Consider the following 17,174-nt stretch of genomic DNA (forward strand, 5'->3'; position numbering starts at 1 on the left):
GATAAGGTTTAGGTTTGACCTTGTATTCGAGAACAAACATTGTTTGACACTGGCTTGCTTGGTATCATTGTAGCACTCCTAATGCCGCCCTGGAAGGGCGGGGCTTGAAACCCATTATTTTTGGTCAACTAGCAAGTGTTGCGCCCCTACTCTCTATTTCCGCAGAAAATGACTGAAACCACTACTTGGACTCGCCATCATGTCCTCTCCCTCGCTGACTTTAGCCCGAGGGAATATGATACCGTTCTACAAACCGCCGCTAGTTTCCGAGAAGTTCTCTCCCGTCGCACCAAAAAAGTCCCCGCCCTACAAGGTCAAGTGGTGGCTAACCTGTTTTTTGAACCTTCTACCCGCACCCGCAGCAGCTTTGAACTGGCCGCTAAACGTCTATCATCGGATACCCTGAACTTTGCCCCCGGGACTTCCTCCTTAACGAAGGGAGAGACGATTTTAGACACGGCTAAGACCTATTGGGCAATGGGGGCTAACATTATGGTCATTCGCCATCGCCAGTCTGGGGTTCCCGGTGCGATCGCCCAAGCGATGGATCACCTGCAAGCGGGAGTTAAAGTCTTAAATGCTGGAGATGGCTTACATGAACACCCCTCCCAGGCCCTACTGGATTTATTTACCCTCTGTTCTTTAATTGACTTTGAAGCCCCTCGTCTTCACTGTCTCGCCGGGAAAAAAATCGCCATTGTCGGGGATATCCTCCATTCTAGAGTCGCCCGCTCTAATATCTGGAGTCTAAGCGCGGCCGGGGCTGATGTCCATCTAGCCGCCCCTCCTACCCTGCTCCCCTCTCTTTTTGCAGAGATGGGTCAAGTGACGCTCCATTGGGAACTCGCCCCCGCCCTCCAAGGTGCCGATTTTATCATGGCCCTGCGTCTACAAAAAGAGCGCATGACCCAGAATCTACTGCCCAGTTTACGGGAATATCATCAACAATTTGGCATTACACGCGATCGCCTGCAACTGTGCCATCCCGACGTGAAAATCCTCCACCCAGGCCCTGTCAATCGTGGAGTTGAACTAAGTTCCGATTTAATGGATGATCCCCGTCTCAGCTTAATTAATCAACAAGTCACCAGTGGGGTGGCTATACGCATGGCTCTACTTTATCTGTTAGCTTTTCCGACGGGAAGCCCTGTGCTATAACTCTCAATGGCTCAATACCCGCCCTAAATACTGAGATAAGGTAAAAGCATCTACTCCTAATTCTGTGCGCTCTTGAGCGGCTAAAATCCCCGCTTGAGCGTGCCACCATGCGGCACCGGCCACCCGTTGCTCTAGGGGACGTTCTAAGGTGGTGGTTTGGGCAATTAACCCCCCCATTAATCCTGTTAAAACATCCCCACTCCCCCCTCTCGCTAGGGCCGGTGTACTTTCACTAATCACCCACTGAGAACCGTGAGGGGCAGCAATACAGGTTCTCGCTCCTTTTAATAGAACAATAGTTCCACTCTGTTCCGCCCCTTGCTGGGTCGCAGTTAAGGCATTTTGGGGGGCAATATCCGGGAACAAGCGCTTAAACTCGCCGAGATGGGGGGTGAGAATGGTGGGAGAGGTGCGTTGAGAGAGCATGGCTAGGGTGTGGGAAACCGCTAAGATGTTTAACCCATCGGCATCGAGAATCAGGGGGGATTGGGCAGCTAAGACTCCTTGTACAGCGTTCTCGGCCTCCACACTTAAGCCCGGACCACAGGCGATCGCACTATAATCTTCTAAAGGGATATTGGGCAATTCTGCGATCGCACCCGTTTCCGTTTCCGGGCAATCCAAAATCAGCGCCTCCGGCAACGCACTCACCAGAATAGGCTTCAAAGAACTCGGAATCGCAATAGACAACATTCCCACCCCACTCGCCCTCGCCCCCAAACCACTCAACAGCGCCGCCCCCGCAAAGCGTTTTGACCCACAAATTAACAACAAATGCCCCTGTTTATACTTATGCGTCACCACCGGGCGCGGCAACGGTAAACTTTCAACAAACACCTCTCGCGTCATCCGTTGAATCAGCACAGGATGAGGTAAAACCGCCTCAATATCCCCCAGAGGAATACCAAACTCCACTAACTCCACCTCTCCCAAATGACCCAACGCCGAATCCTGAAAACAAGCCGCCTTCCACAACCCCAAACAAAGCGTCTGACTCGCCCGAATTGCAACCCCTAAAACCTCCCCCGTATCCGTATGAATCCCCGACGGTAAATCAATGCTTAAAACAGGTTTTCCCCATTGATTAATTCTCTCAAACGTCGTCGCAATTTCCCCCCGCAATTCCCGAGTTAAACCAAAGCCAAAAATCCCATCAATCAACACATCACAATCATATAAACTCTCAATCTCCCGACTAATAGGAACGCCCAAACTTTGAACATACTTAAAATGACAATCTGTTAACTCTTTTTTCTTGTCAAATGGACAAAATCCTGTTATAATATGTCCCCTTAGATGCAACTCCCGCGCCATCACTAGCGCATCCCCCCCATTATGTCCTGGCCCAATTAAAACCCCCACTTTGGGATAACGAAACAGAGGATAAAGCTCCACAAAACGCCTTGTAATTAACCCCGCCACCTTTTCCATCAAAGCAGGTACAGGCATCCCCGCCTCAAAAATCCGCCCCTCAATTTGGCGCATTTGGTCAGCCGTGACAATAATTGAATTAATATTCATAACACTAGCGATTGTAAAACACTCGGGCATCCATAAACCCTTCAGACTGTAGGCGACTTTGCCAATATCGAGCCTCTTCTAAACGCGGAAAGAAACCTACCGCAATATGTAACCCTCGGGGTTGGTCACGAATCACCACAAAACGATTTAAATCAACAATTCGCCGCACATTTTGACATAGACTTAAAACCTGCTCTTCCCCCGTGGGAATAATCACCAAATACCCCCGGGAGGATAAATTAACCGTCGGACCACTTCTCGGGTCAGGACAAACCCGATAAGCCGGAGCCGTTGGGGGTACAACAGCCGGAGGGACTACCCCAACCGAAGGCGGAAAACTTCCCCCCCCCGTCTCATACACCACCCGGCGAAAATTCCCATCCTCCTCCAAAATCCTCACCCGTAACCCCTCCCGTTCCAACTCCCGCGTCCGATTTAAGGCATTATCCCCATAACCAAAACGCCCCACTTGGATCATTTGATCTGATCGTAAAAACGCCTCCCGGTCTACCCGACGGGCCATCTCCAACGACCAAGGCCCCTCATAGGGAACCTGCACCGAAAAGCGACTATTCGGGGATAAACGGGGCGGAAAATTGACGTTATCGTAAGAGTAACCGCCAAAAAATTGACTTTCCCCCACCACAGGCACAGACCCCGGAGCTTGTTGGGGTATGGCTGGCGGGAAAAAGGTGGGAATTTGCGCTACAGTCCCCATCGGGAACGCCCCCCATCCCAAGAGTACCCCCACCCCTCGGCAGAATCCACGAGACTTAATCCATTGTGGCCATCTGAGACAGTTCTTCATACACTCACCCTATAGACTGTGTTTCCGACAAATACGCCATAATAGTAGAGCGATTATTCTCATTTTAATTTTTTCTCGGGGTGGGTTGACTAGCCTTGACCCCCTTTGTCCCGCATTCCCTAAACCTGTTATGAGCAAAGTAGTTGTCGGTTTATCCGGTGGTGTTGATAGTTCAACAGCCGCCGCCATCCTCCATCATCAAGGCCATGAAGTGGTCGGTTTAACCCTGTGGTTAATGAAAGGGAAAGGTCAATGCTGTTCCGAAGGCATGGTTGACGCGGCAATGATTTGTGAACAATTAGGGGTGTCCCATCATGTAGTCGATAGTCGGGACTTGTTTCAAGAACATATTGTAGACTATCTGGTTTCAGGTTATGAGTCGGGAGTTACACCGCTACCTTGTTCCCAATGTAATCGCACGGTCAAATTTGGCCCCATGTTGAATTATGCCCAAAGTGAACTAGGAATTGATCACATTGCGACAGGCCACTATGCGCGCATTCGCTACGATGAAGCCAGTGGGCGTTATCAGTTACTTTGTGCGGTGGATAAACACAAAGATCAGTCTTATTTTTTGTATGATCTTTGTCAAGAGTTTTTAGCCCATACCTTGTTTCCCTTGGGTGAAATGACCAAGGAAGAAACCCGCAAAATTGCCACTCAATATAATCTGAAAACGGCGGATAAACCGGAAAGTCAAGATTTGTGTTTAGTGGAGTCTCATGGTTCTATGCGAGACTTTTTAGACCGTTATATTGACCAAAAAACCGGGGATATTGTCAATAAAGAGGGGAAAGTTTTGGGGCAACATCAAGGCATCCATCACTACACCATCGGACAACGGAAAGGGATTGGTATTGCTGCGCCAGAACCTTTGTATGTGATGGCTTTAGACCCGGTAATGAATCGCGTTGTAGTGGGGAGTCGGGAAGATGCCACTCAACCAGATTGTACGGTACAACGCCTTAATTGGCTGTCGATTTCTGCCCCCACAATTCCGATTCGTTGTCAGGCTAGGGTTCGTTATCGCACTCTTCCGGTTCCTGTTGATGTGATTCCTTTAGGGGATGGTCGGGTTAAGGTAGTTTTTGATGAACCTCAGTTTGGGATTACTCCCGGACAAGCGGCGGTTTTTTATCAAGGGGAATTGTTGTTAGGGGGGGGAATTATTGAACGGCCTAGGTGACATCCTCTCTACGTTATTTCTGGGGAGATTTCTGGGGAGTTGCTAGGCGAATTCCTAGGGCGGAAACTCTTGACTTTTGACTTGACAAATGATAACCTATATAATGGGAGTGGTTGCGTTTTTAAAAATGCTGCAACCACTCCCATTATGAAGCATTTTTAATTAAAAAAATCATCTCATAATCCCAGAGTCTTGTCTATCAAAATTCACATTTTTTAATATTTTTTTGAAAGAGATCAAAAGACTCTAGATAGGGTCTGCTGAAAAAGCCCAACGCTAGACTCAACAAGGGAATAGGGAATAGGTGATAGGGAATTTCTCCCCTGCTCCCCTGCTCCCCCTCTCCCCTGCTTTCAGCGACGGGAGCGTTAATGGAAACCTCGTCGTTTAATTCCTGCGCTTGCGAGTGCAAGGAGGAGCATTCCGAGAAGAGAATTAGGTTCAGGAATGGAGTTTGGATCTTTTGTAACCCGGGCCACTAAAAAGGCGGAAGAGGCTTGATATTCTTCAGTAATAAACGAAGAAACAGGAGCAAAACCATCAATCGTGCGGCTAAATCCTAACAGTTCTAAGGTGTATTGAAACCCATTTTTGACAAAAGTTGTAGTGCTGAATGGACTGGTGAAATCAATCTTATCGTCGCAGGGAGTGGTACTGATTTGAAAGTCAGGACAAAGACCAGCCACATTAGGGGTTTCATCAATGGTAAAGGTGTAATTAAAATCATAATCTACCCCATCAATAGCCATTGATAGCAACAAATCAACTCCAGAAGCAGCCGTTCCACCCCAAACGGGAAAGTTCAAATGGGTTAATTCTCCTAAGACAAAATTGCTCCCACTACTAATTAAACCCAAACTGGAAGTCGTCTGAAAATTTAAACCACTTTGACCGCTCAAGGTTGCGGGATCTCCCCAGCGAACTTGATCAGTTCCGACTCCGTTAAAAACACTGGTTCCTTGAAGATTAAACCAAGTCCCAGTAATATTATCAATTGTGAAAGAGGCGGCTTGTAACGGCGAACTCAAGGCGAGACTAACCGCAACCGTACTAGATACCATGCTCATGGCTGGAGCAAGCTTAGACCATTGACTCATCTTAATTATTCCTTGTGTAATTGATTAGGATAACGCTCTCTGCAACAAACAGATGAAAGACTGGATGAATTGATTGCTTTTTAGTGGTCAGAAGTTCCCTGATTGAGGGCAAAATCAATTGCATTTTGCAAAATTATTGTTTATATAGTGTTTCCCTGTGAGTTTTGTAATCCACAAGGGAAAGCAAAGGGAACAGGGAACACCGGATCTGGGAATAGGGAACACCGGATCTGGGAACAGTATACAAGGGTTACAAGGAGCTTGAAGTATTATGAGAAACTTCTCTGAGAGTTGATCAATGATGGGGAAACGCTATATCTGACTTATCTTTCACACCTTACCAAGGACTGCCAATTAAGGTGAAAGAACTCCAATAGTAGGGATGAGTGAGGTTCGCATCCCCTAAAGCGGCTAACTCTGGACTGAGAGGGAAACGAATGTCACCCATAATTAACTCTCCGGCCTCAACTCGGGCTTGACCGCGTAACATGGCGAGTTGGGCTTTTTGTAGGGCTTCGGTTTTGGTAGATTTTTCTTGGAGAGCTTGATAAAAGCTAGCCATTAAGGTGGCGGTTCCTTGATCACTGACATACCAGAGACTCCCTAAAGCGGTTCTGGCTCCCGAGGCTACGGCAAGTCCAGCGAAACCTAATTCTGCATTGCGATCGCCCAGTGCCGTCTGACAAGCACTCAACACCAGCAAATCCACTGGAGGATTATGTAATCCCAAGTCCCGCAGATTCGGTAACGGTACCTTGCCATGATGTAACGCTAAATAGGACCCCGTAATCCGTCCCGGTTTAAACGCCCCATGAGTCCCCAAATGCACAATACCATAGGGACTTTGAGCGCGAGTCGCCCGCAAATTTTCCACCGTAAACTGTTCATTGAGAAACTTAGACCCCCGCCATAACTTTTGAGTAATTAACTCCAACTCAAAAGGTACCCCCGGGAGTGGGAGTAAATCCACCCCCTCATCCTGCAAATTAAACTCAGATGCTCCCATTGCTAAAACTTGACTATTGCGCAAATCCCGATAGGTCGTATCGGTGAGGGCTAAACTGGGCATCATCCCTAGACTAAACCGTTCAATCAGGAACTGGTTGCCATCATGGAGAGCGGCAATAGGGAGCGATCGCATCCCCCCATCCATCACAAAAGCAATATTATCAATCTCCCGCGCCTCTAACTCCTGCTCCAAAGGCGCAATCACCCACTGATACAACTGTTGTGCTGGTTCCATAAAAGCCCTCGGACGGCGAGCATTCGTCACCGTGCGGCGCAACTGGTCCGCCTGTTCCATCACCTGACCTCGCGTCACCCCAAACACCGTCCGAATCATCGGGCGACCTTGAGGCGTAATCAAAACCAGCCTCAACTCATCACTCTCCGACCCAAAAGGACTATCCTGCTCATTCCGTGCCAAATCCCAAAATAGGGGATCCACCGAAGCAAAAAGACGCTCCCCCGAACCATCCGGCGGCCATAAATTCGCCACCGAAGTCCCAAAACTCACATAAACGAAGGCCGGAGTAATATCCGCTTGACGAGCAACATTATTTAAAACATCCTGTGCCTCTCCTAGCGTCACCTCAGGAACCTCTCCAATCAACCCCTCAAAATACTCCTCAAACTCCGAGGTAAAATTCCGATCCAGTTCCTCCTGAGCCATATCTAAAACCGAAGACCCATCCCCCATCACCTCATCAAAACTCTCCCCCTCCTCCATAAAATCATCTTCCTCAAAATTCCCCTGTTTATTCCCTAGCAGCAGATCCTCACAGCCCACACAGTCCCGGAAATTAAACGCTTCAGACCCTTCTGGAATAGGGGCTTCCCCCTCCGGGGAAGAAGGCGTTACAGAACCCGGGGGAGGCATTGGAGAAACCGGAGAAGACGGCAAGACTGCCAAAATATTATTCGACCCTAAAGCCACCCCATCACTGGCACTGAGACGAAATAAAATCAACTCACCCGATGCCGTTGAGAAGGGCGTAAACTCCACCACATCCCCCGAAGATAAAACCACCGAATCACCCACTACCGGAATTCCATTAACCCTTAACGTCCCTTGATTACTAAAATTGCTCAACGTAATGCTGGTAATCCAATCCGCATTAACATCACTAATCTGATTCAACAGTTGAGTATAACCAAAGGAAACCGATTGTCCTGATGCCAGAGAAACGCTGAGAGGTTGCACCGTCGGGGGACTATTCACGGAAGTAATCGTCACTTGAGGGTGAGGATTGACCGCTCCCCCACTCGGCAGCACCGGATAAGACCCAGAAGTTACCTCTATGTCGGGAGAATCCGTCAATAGAATACCGGACGCTAATCCATTGACTGTGGCATCATTCAGCACAAACGGCGCATTGGTTGGCCCTCCATCATGGGTAATACTTACCGTAGAGCTTGCATCCGTTGTAATCGTATAATCAACACCCACTCCTGTTCCCCGTACTGTCCCATTGGCTGCAATCGTCACATTATCTAATGTGTCAATGGAGTTAAAGAGAATATTCCCCCCAAAAGAGCGGCTTTGTGTCGTTGTTAGTGTGACATTTCCCGCGTCATTAAAAGACAAATTTCCTAAAGTAATTTCTGCCCCTTCAATCGTGAGATTCGTTCCGACAAAATCTAAAGACTGGGACGAATCCATACTAAACACCCCATTCCCATCTCGATCCGCATCGGCACGGATAATTAAATCCGTCACACCACTCCCAAAGCTCAAAGAAACACCCGGATCAATGGTTATGTTATTCGTCGCTTCTAAAATAACTGTACCTACGAAGAAGTCAGTTAAAGCCGTTGCACTAATGGTAAAAGTAGCCCCCGGCGAATCCCCCGCTAAAATCTCACCATCTGCTATTTCATTATCATTAGCTCCATCAAATGCAACAATCTGAATATTCTCCGGGTCTAGCAAAAGCGTTCCCGCTAATCCATGAGCGGCCGTTAAATCAACCTTACCCCGGAACACTAAATCCTGTTCCCCCGACACTTCCACAAACCCCCCATCTCCTCCCTCGGCTCCCCCTCTCACCGTAATTTCTCCATAAAATCCGGTGAAATCATCCGCCCACAAGATCACCCTTCCCCCATCTCCCGAAGTCAGCCCATCGGCACTAATCCGGGAATTCCCATTTACCACCGTCCGCCAAGCATTGGGAATCGTACCTTGTCCTCGGTAATCTCCCCCCAGGAAAACATTTCCCCCTCCCAACTCCCCCGAAGCGTTAATCGTGCCGTTAAACACCCCCACAATCTCCCCTAAACCGAAGAAATTTCCCCCTGTGAGTCCTGAAACATCCATTTGTCCCCCCAGGATGGTCAAGCCGGGGGTATTCGGTAATACGGTTCCTGTGGCGTTGAGGGTGACTTGATTATCCTGTACCGTTAACCCAGTTTCTACAGGGGACCCGGTGAGCAGTTGGGGTAAATCTAAAGGGGTGATGGGTAAAATCTGCCCGTTGTTGTCTCGGGGGGGTTTGATTTCTAAGCTTAACAGTTGTCCCGGTTGGGAGAGGGTGACAACACCTTGCTCCGGCACGGCACTGATGATAATTGTCCCGGCCGAAGTGCTAAGGGTTCCGGTGTTGATGACTTGTCCCCCCAAGAGAGTGAGAGTTTGTCCGGGATTGAGGTCTAATTGCCCGGCGTTGATAATACTGCCGTTTGGGTTTAAGTCAAAGGCAAATTGAAAGGGAGTTCCCGTTAAGTTGCTGTGGTCATTTTCACCCCAAGCGTTGAACCAGTTATTATCCCCAAATCCAATCCCTGTGGCTGTGGTGGCGAAAAAGTCCCCCGGAACGTTGAGTTGTGCCTCTGGTCCGAAAATAATCCCGGCCGGGTTCATGAGGTACAAGTTGGCGTTACTGCCTGTCACTTGTAGCAGGCCGTTAATGACAGAAGGATCTCCCCCAACGATGCGACCGAGAATGTTCTGGTGTTGGGGATTACTCAGAAAGTCGGCGATTTGTTGGGGGTTCAGTCCAAATTGTTGGAAGCTGTGAAAGAGGTTTTTCCCGTCTGAGGAAAGGGTGCCGCCTGTGATTTGGATCTGATTGCCGTTGGGGGTGATGAGGGTGCCGGTGCCGTCGTTGGCGGGGGTGATGGTTTGGGCAAGGAGGGGTTTTTGTTGGGGTAAATACATTAATAGGTTGACAAAAATCAACATTAATGGTATGGAAGGATTTACCAAGGAGTATCTAGAATTCTCATTTTGAGACGTTTTGGGAGTGCATGATTTAAGCCAAGAAAATAACCAAGTCATTTTTATTTAGTGTTTCAATGAAGGTACAAGGTCAACTGTGAAACTTTACAATGTTGAGTGATATAGCGTTTCCACTTGAGTTTTGTAATCCACAAGGTAAAGCAAGGGGAATAGGGAACAGGATACAAGGGTTACAAGGGTTACAAGGAGCTTGAAGTATTATGAGAAACCCCTCTGAGAGTTGATCAATGATTTGGGAACGCTATATAACATTCTAACCCCAATAAATTTGGGCATTGTAATAGGTATAAATGCGATGATTATGACTGAATCTATCGTAACGACTCCCGACATCAACCTTACGGGTACGATGCGAGTTTCTCCAAATCTCGAAAGATAGAGAGAATTTCCATGGCTCGTTATCTCGAAATTGGGTTTCTTTGGACTTTCCCCCCTAGTCCCCCTGAGTAAGGGCTTAACCAAGGCTGACCTTGACAAGAGGAGAAAAGGCTTAACTTGTCAAGATTGCCTACCCTCCAACCCCGAATGTCACAAATCTGACAAATTATGAGATAATTCGTAATAAAGATTTTAAGATTTGCTTTCAGCAAAAGTAATGAGCGAACCAGCGCAAGAGCAAACCCTAGCAGAGCAAGCACCGCCTCGCTATGAGTGCCTAAGTTGTGGCTATGTGTATGAGCCAAGTAAAGGCGATAGCAACGCGGGCGTTCCCCCCGGAACAGAATTCGTTGACCTCCCGGCAGGTTGGCGTTGTCCAGTATGTAGTGCCAAACGAACTCAATTCCGCAATATTGGGTCTTCTGGTGCGCCCTCCGGTTTTAAAGAAAATCTCGACTATGGTTTTGGGGTGAATCGTCTCACCCCCGGACAGAAAAACCTGCTCATTTTTGGAGCGTTGGGGGTTGCGATTTTATTCTTTTTAAGCTTGTACGGTTTACGTTAAACCTTAGATAAGCCGTGGTTTGGGGAGAAACTCAATAGGCCTACCCTCATTTATTTAGTGAGTATGATGAACTCTTTTGTGAAGAAACTCAAACAATTTCTCATATTTTGTGCCGTGGTGGTCTTCGCGGCGGGCTGTAGCACTGTTCCTAATGTTGGTTACAACCCTTGGCAGGTGGTTGATCTGTCCACGGATGCCGTGCTTTCTGATGTAGCTTTTACGGACAACGGCAATCATGGCTGGTTGGTGGGCAGTCGGACGACCTTGTTTGAAACCCAAGATGGGGGCAAAACATGGGAACCGCGCACCTTTGACTTGGGTGAGGAAAAAGTTAGTTTTACCTCGGTTAGTTTTTTGGGTCAAGAGGGTTGGATTGTGGGGAAACCGTCCATTCTCTTACATACGACCAACGGGGGCGACTCTTGGGATCGGATTCCTTTGAGCAGTAAGTTACCCGGTTCTCCTTATAAGATTTTCGCTTTAGGACGTAACCAAGCGGAAATGGCTACCGATGTGGGGGCGATTTATCAAACTAACGACGGAGCAAAACACTGGAAGGCTTTGGTACAGGAGGCGGTGGGTGTTGTCCGAAATATGGAGCGATCGCCCGATGGTTCCTATATTGCCGTTTCCGCTAAGGGGAACTTCTATTCCACTTGGGAACCCGGAGAAACCGCTTGGCAACCCCATCAACGCACCAGTTCCCGCCGTCTGCAAAATATGGGCTTTGGAGCCGATGGACGGCAGTGGCTACTGGCCCGGGGGGGACAAATCCAATTTAGCCGCCCCGATGCTGATGGCGAGGAAAGCCTTTGGGATGAGGTGATTTACCCCGAAGTGTCCACCAGTTGGGGGCTGCTAGATATTGCCTACCGTACCCCCGAGGAAATTTGGGTATCCGGTGGCAGTGGCAACCTCCTAGTCAGTGAGGATGGGGGCGAAACGTGGCAAAAAGACCGGGCTGTGGAAACTGTCCCGACTAACTTTTATAAAATCCTATTTATAGGGCAGGACAAGGGATTTATTCTAGGCGATCGCGGTATCTTACTCCGCTATGAACCAGACCTAGAAAATGCTTAATTTTGGGTCTTGCCCAAGGGGTTGGATTTCGTCCCTTAACAGACTGAGGAACTCCAGACTAGAGAGTAATTCTACTCAGTCAACCCGGAGAAAAACTGTATCGTTTTGGCACAGGGTCTGTCACAATGTGCAGTAAAATGACATCATTTAGAGATTCAACATTTGTTCAGGAGATTCATTCATGGCAGGTACAACAGGAGAACGCCCCTTTTCTGATATTGTCACCAGTATTCGTTACTGGGTGATTCACAGCATTACCATCCCCATGTTATTTATTGCGGGCTGGCTATTCGTTAGCACAGGTCTAGCCTATGACGCTTTTGGCACCCCTCGCCCTAACGAGTATTTCACCCAAGATCGTCAGGAATTACCCATTATTTCTGACCGCTATACTGCAAAACAACAAGTGCAAGAATTCTCTGGCAAGTAAACGGTTTCTAATTTGAGAGGATATCAAAATGACCAGTAACAACCCGAATCAACCTGTTTCCTATCCCATTTTTACCGTCCGTTGGTTGGCGGTTCACACCTTGGCAGTTCCCACCGTTTTCTTTTTAGGTGCGATCGCTGCCATGCAGTTTATTCAACGCTAATTTATTCAGGTTTAGTGATTTTCGCCTATCCTTTGATGTGACTAACATCAGGGATATAAAGGAAATCGGCAAATGACAAACAACGCGATAAAAAAACGCGACAAACAGAGGTTAAAATCATGGAAAGAACGCCAAATCCAAATAGACAACCTGTTGAGTTAAACCGGACTTCTTTGTTCCTTGGTTTGCTGTTGATTTTTGTGTTGGGTATTTTGTTCTCTAGTTATTTCTTTAACTAGAGCAGCTTGTGTAAACCGTATTGGGAACCATTAGTGAGGTATTGAAGAAATGTTTGCAGATGGGCGTATTCCTTTGTGGCTGGTTGCTGTGATTGCAGGTTTAGGTGTAATTGCAGTGGTTGGCATCTTTTTCTACGGTGCTTATGCTGGGGTAGGTTCTTCTCTGTAGAAGTTTTCTGCCTACAGGCCTAGTTAACCCAGTTAACAAAAAGCTCTAAAATCCCCTCACCTCTAGCAGGTGAGGGGATTAGTTTTGGGCAGTCTTGACCCTCTTTGGGGTCGGCTGAAAAAGCCCAACGCTAGACTCAACAAGGGAATAGGGAATAGGGAATAGGGAATCGGAAATAATTATCAATTGTCAATTGTCAATTATCAATTCCCCACTCCCCTGCTCCCCCACTCCCCTGCTCCCCGACTCCCGACTCCCGACTCCCCGAGTTATTCAGCAAGCCCTAATCAGTAGCATCATCTTCATCCACCGGACGTAAGCGCGTCACTTTCAGCGTAAATTTTCCGCCTCCTGTTTCCCCAAAAGCGCGAACTCTGACAATATAATACCCACCCTCTACAATGCGAGCAAACAGGAGAGAGTTCGTTGTCCCGTCTGGTCCGTCGTCATTTTCCCCGATGGTGCTACCATCAGCCGACAACAAAATCACGATGGTATCGAATTCATCGGACATCAGATCAATCGTTACCTGATCCTTGCTTTCCAGACGAATGCGATAATCCCGTGAAAAGCCTCCATCTCCTGTTGGAATATCTTGTTCTGAGAGAATGTCCTCTACCACTTGACCGGAAACGATGGGAATGGGTCGATACATAGGCTGTTGCGCTCGTACCGGAATCGTTGCCAATCCTAATGTACAAGCTGTGAGACTAGCCAGTAAACTTGAAGACCAAGAGGGGAGAGGGGTGTTGTGCATAAACTTGAGAGTCACCGTGAAAATCAAACCTTTTTATCATAATCTGCGGCTGGCGTGGTGAACACTTTCGAGATCGTGACCACAATTCATGGAACACAAGCCCCGCCCTTTTCGGGCGGCTTGATCTTAGCCTATGGCTTGACCCCAATGGTATCATAGCCTCATGCTAAACATCACTGACGAGTACAGGCTACAACCTACCCTTAAGCAGAAATCATCCCTCTAATGCAGAAAAAATGCTCAAAACCTTCAGGCAGATAGATGAGGACAGTTGGGCGAATCTGTTAATATAATTTATAAAGATATGTAAACTTTCTTAACTATTCTGCCAAATCTGGCTCACCAATGACCTCAGTAACATCTCTCTTTTCCCCGGTCGATCATGACCTTACCATCCTATCGGCGAACTTAAAAGAATTAGTTGGCGCACAACACCCGATCCTAAGTGCAGCCGCCGAACATCTGTTTGGAGCAGGTGGCAAGCGTTTACGGCCAGCCATTGTTTTGTTAGTCTCCCGAGGCACTATGTTAAATCAGGACATTACGCCTCGTCACCGTCGTCTGGCGGAAATCACGGAAATGATTCACACGGCTAGTTTAGTCCATGATGATGTGGTGGATGAGTCAGAAATTCGCCGCAATGTGGCCACAGTGAATAGTCTGTTTGGCAATCGGATTGCGGTGTTGGCGGGTGATTTTTTGTTTGCTCAGTCTTCTTGGTATCTGGCAAATTTGGATAACTTAGAGGTGGTGAAACTGCTGTCTGAGGTGATTCGGGATTTTGCGGAGGGGGAAATCCGCCAAGGATTGAATCGCTTTGATACGAGTTTATCCCTTGAGGCCTATTTAGAAAAAAGCTATTTTAAAACCGCTTCCTTGATGGCCAATAGTGCCAAGGCGGCTGGGGTGTTAAGTGGGGTATCTGATGCGATCGCCAATGACCTGTACAATTATGGTCGTCACTTAGGGTTATCCTTCCAGATTGTCGATGATATTTTAGACTTTACCGCCTCCAGTGAAGTGTTAGGAAAACCCGCCGGATCTGATTTGATCAGTGGAAACTTGACAGCACCTGCACTTTATGCTATGGAAGAAAGTCCCTATTTAGCCACCCTGATTGAACGGGAATTTAGCGAAGAGGGGGATATAGAAGAGGCGATCGCCTTAGTCAATCAAGGCAACGGCATTGAACGCTCTAGAGAACTGGCCGCGCACCATTCCCAGCAAGCCATTGAAAGCCTCCAAAATCTCAAACCGTCTGACTGTCATCAAGCTTTGATGGATTTGGCGGACTATATTCTAACCAGAATGTACTAGATTGGGCTGGCTGAATAAGTTTGCTCGTGGGGGAAAGCAAAAGGTGGGGCTTGCTGTGCCACCGTAGCGAGAGTCAGACTTTGGAGACCACCAAAATCTACTCTGTTCGCAGAATCTCAGTGTCTTTAGACCTAAGAGTGTCAATAACGGGCAATCACAGACAAGGCCGAACCGGATCTAACGCAATTACGACCGTTCCGTTTCGCTTGGAACAAGGCCTGATCCGCTTGTTCAATTAAATCAGTGGCCGCTTGTTCAGGATGGGGGATTACTGTGGCTAATCCTAGACTCACTGTGACATGGGATTGCACGGGGGAAGTGGCGTGAGTCAGTTGTAAACCTCTAACCGCTTCTTGAATTAAATGGGCAAGGCGCAAGGCACCGGTGGTATCAGTATGAGGCAGTAACACAGCAAATTCTTCCCCACCATAGCGCGCTACTAAGTCTCCAGACCGTTTGAGGACCTGCTGAATACCTTGGGCAATTTTCTGTAAACAATCATCTCCCATCAAGTGACCGTAATAGTCGTTGTAGCGTTTAAATTCGTCTACGTCGATCATAATCAAGGAGAGGGGAAGGCGTTCCCGTGCCATGCGCTTCCATTCCTGTTGCAGGGTTTCGTCAAATTGGCGACGGTTGGCGATTTGGGTGAGGCCATCTAGGGTGGCCAGTTGATAGAGGTGTTGATTGGCTTGGGCTAGGGCTATTTCCGCTTTATGGCGTTCGGCAACCTCTTGTTGTAGCTGTTGGCAGGTTTCTCGCAGGGAGGTTTCCGTGCAACGGAGACGCACAATTTGTTCATTGAGACTCGCATAGAGAATGCAAAGATGTTTCGTCATGCGGTTGAAGGCCTGGGCGAGAATCCCCAATTCATCATCACTAACAGGGGGAGTTTTGACGCTTAAGTTACCGTCGGCGATTTGGCTGGCACTGTAGGCGATCGCCAAAATCGGCTGAGTAATCCGACAAGCGAGCCAATACACCCCCACCAGCAATAAAATCGAGCCTAGGAGTTCAGCACTCACCAACTGCCACACCAGTTGATCAACAGGTCGAAACAGTTCCGCCTGCTCCATTTCCACCAACAGCCCTAAATGAGATTCTTTTAACCAACGATAGACCCCAATCACCGGAACAGATTGGCTATTGCGATACCATCCCACCCCCGTCCGATGGTTGAGCGCCCCTTCAATGCCTTGATTGTGGTTGGGGTGTAACATTGTCTCCCGAGGGAGTTGGGGGATCAATTCCCCTTGACCATTGAGCAGATAAATTCGCCCGGTTTTCCCCAGTCCGGTTGGATTGTTGGCTATGCGTTGAAAAATCACCGGGTTTAGATGAGCGACTAACGTTCCCAGAGAATAGGGTTCTTCGGCCGCTGTGAGGGGAACGGTCAAGAATAGGGGAGAACTAGGGGACGAGTTGAGATCAAAGCGAGATTCAGCTAAATCGGTCCAGTCGAGGAGATCTAAACGTTGGGGGGAATGGGAGGTCAGGGTGGAGAAGAGAACCTGATTGGGGGGATGAATAATGGTGATATTTTCTAGGGCATAATTCCCCGCCAAAGAAAGGGTAAAAATAGCTTGTAACTGTTCTTGGGCGCTTTGTAACTCCCCAGGAGTTGCCAGGGGATTATTGAGGGTCGTGAGGGGGGTGAGAATGGTGGGGAATTGACTGAGTTGTGCGATCGCCTGACGCTGATTCTCTAGCCACAAATTCAGCGCATCCTCCTTTAAGTCCGTTATCCTCTCCAAATGCTCCACCGCATTCTCCGTAATCACCTTGCGCAAGCCAAAAAACGTTAGCGTACCTGCCATCAGCGTCATCACCAAGCACAACACCGAGAAATAACTAACTAACCGGAATTTCAAACTGGTCTGCCAAATTTTCATAATATTTCCCCTTAATCGCCTTGGCCCTCAACTGGTAACACCCTCACGCTATTGGCTCAGATCAAGTACCTTTGACCCACTGCATCGGCTTATTAGAACTCCAAAACTATGTAGAGCGAGTTATTCGGGTTCACTTTCCCTCGTTCGGGGCGCTCAAAAACAACGCAGTGCCTA

15 protein-coding genes are annotated in these 17,174 nt (G+C 48.1%); 9 read left to right on the forward strand and 6 right to left on the reverse strand.

The window, feature by feature from the left end:
- Positions 1-168 precede the first annotated feature (168 nt).
- On the forward strand, positions 169-1,158 hold the full coding sequence (locus K4A83_RS12630; RefSeq protein ID WP_265264932.1) for an aspartate carbamoyltransferase catalytic subunit: 990 nt from the start codon (positions 169-171) through the stop codon (positions 1,156-1,158).
- A 3-nt stretch (positions 1,159-1,161) separates the two neighbouring features.
- On the opposite strand, the gene K4A83_RS12635 is transcribed toward K4A83_RS12630, so the two are convergent.
- Together K4A83_RS12635 and K4A83_RS12640 are read right to left on the reverse strand one after the other, a co-directional pair.
- The gene (locus K4A83_RS12635) at positions 1,162-2,679 is read right to left on the reverse strand and encodes an NAD(P)H-hydrate dehydratase (RefSeq protein WP_265264933.1); all 1,518 of its coding nucleotides are present in this window, start codon (positions 2,677-2,679) and stop codon (positions 1,162-1,164) included.
- Between the two features lie 4 nt (positions 2,680-2,683).
- Positions 2,684-3,487, reverse strand: a complete 804-nt coding sequence (locus K4A83_RS12640) for a hypothetical protein (RefSeq protein WP_265264935.1) — start codon at positions 3,485-3,487, stop codon at positions 2,684-2,686.
- A 130-nt stretch (positions 3,488-3,617) separates the two neighbouring features.
- Between K4A83_RS12640 and mnmA the strand changes: the two genes are divergently transcribed.
- Positions 3,618-4,673, forward strand: coding sequence for a tRNA 2-thiouridine(34) synthase MnmA (gene mnmA / locus K4A83_RS12645; protein WP_265264937.1), 1,056 nt, complete (start codon positions 3,618-3,620; stop codon positions 4,671-4,673).
- A 368-nt stretch (positions 4,674-5,041) separates the two neighbouring features.
- Here the strand turns inward: mnmA and K4A83_RS12650 are convergent, their stop codons facing one another.
- A complete protein-coding gene (locus K4A83_RS12650) occupies positions 5,042-5,770 on the reverse strand; it encodes a THxN family PEP-CTERM protein (RefSeq protein WP_265264938.1) in 729 nt (242 codons plus the stop codon).
- 337 nt (positions 5,771-6,107) lie between these two features.
- A complete protein-coding gene (locus tag K4A83_RS12655) occupies positions 6,108-9,953 on the reverse strand; it encodes a CHAT domain-containing protein (RefSeq protein ID WP_265264939.1) in 3,846 nt (1,281 codons plus the stop codon).
- A 652-nt stretch (positions 9,954-10,605) separates the two neighbouring features.
- Here K4A83_RS12655 and K4A83_RS12660 point away from each other — a divergent pair.
- The 6 genes from K4A83_RS12660 (at position 10,606) to K4A83_RS12685 (ending at position 13,034) form a co-directional block, all read left to right on the forward strand.
- Positions 10,606-10,953: a rubredoxin gene (locus K4A83_RS12660; RefSeq protein WP_265264940.1), complete on the forward strand. Its 348-nt coding sequence runs from the start codon at positions 10,606-10,608 to the stop codon at positions 10,951-10,953.
- A gap of 66 nt (positions 10,954-11,019) precedes the next feature.
- Entirely contained in the window at positions 11,020-12,033 is a 1,014-nt protein-coding gene (locus K4A83_RS12665; protein WP_407810021.1) for a photosynthesis system II assembly factor Ycf48, read from the forward strand.
- A 181-nt stretch (positions 12,034-12,214) separates the two neighbouring features.
- Entirely contained in the window at positions 12,215-12,463 is a 249-nt protein-coding gene (gene psbE / locus K4A83_RS12670) for a cytochrome b559 subunit alpha (RefSeq protein ID WP_265264942.1), read from the forward strand.
- A 28-nt stretch (positions 12,464-12,491) separates the two neighbouring features.
- Entirely contained in the window at positions 12,492-12,626 is a 135-nt protein-coding gene (psbF, locus tag K4A83_RS12675; protein WP_017304446.1) for a cytochrome b559 subunit beta, read from the forward strand.
- Positions 12,627-12,742: 116 nt separating this feature from the next.
- Positions 12,743-12,865, forward strand: a complete 123-nt coding sequence (locus K4A83_RS12680) for a photosystem II reaction center protein L (protein WP_071525273.1) — start codon at positions 12,743-12,745, stop codon at positions 12,863-12,865.
- A gap of 49 nt (positions 12,866-12,914) precedes the next feature.
- Positions 12,915-13,034 carry a photosystem II reaction center protein J gene (locus tag K4A83_RS12685; protein ID WP_017304445.1) on the forward strand — a complete coding sequence of 40 codons (120 nt, stop codon included), beginning with the start codon at positions 12,915-12,917 and terminating at the stop codon, positions 13,032-13,034.
- 283 nt (positions 13,035-13,317) lie between these two features.
- Here the strand turns inward: K4A83_RS12685 and K4A83_RS12690 are convergent, their stop codons facing one another.
- Positions 13,318-13,791, reverse strand: a complete 474-nt coding sequence (locus K4A83_RS12690; protein ID WP_407810022.1) for a peptidase — start codon at positions 13,789-13,791, stop codon at positions 13,318-13,320.
- A 345-nt stretch (positions 13,792-14,136) separates the two neighbouring features.
- On the opposite strand from K4A83_RS12690, the gene sds reads away from it, so the two are divergent.
- Complete coding sequence (gene sds / locus K4A83_RS12695) at positions 14,137-15,108, forward strand: solanesyl diphosphate synthase (protein WP_265264944.1); 972 nt, start codon at positions 14,137-14,139, stop codon at positions 15,106-15,108.
- Positions 15,109-15,248: 140 nt separating this feature from the next.
- Here sds and K4A83_RS12700 read toward each other — a convergent pair whose 3' ends face one another.
- Entirely contained in the window at positions 15,249-17,000 is a 1,752-nt protein-coding gene (locus tag K4A83_RS12700) for a diguanylate cyclase domain-containing protein (protein ID WP_265264945.1), read from the reverse strand.
- Between the last annotated feature and the right edge of the window lie 174 nt (positions 17,001-17,174).

This window comes from Spirulina subsalsa FACHB-351 (genome assembly GCF_026130165.1).
Lineage (GTDB): Bacteria > Cyanobacteriota > Cyanobacteriia > Cyanobacteriales > Spirulinaceae > Spirulina_A > Spirulina_A subsalsa_A.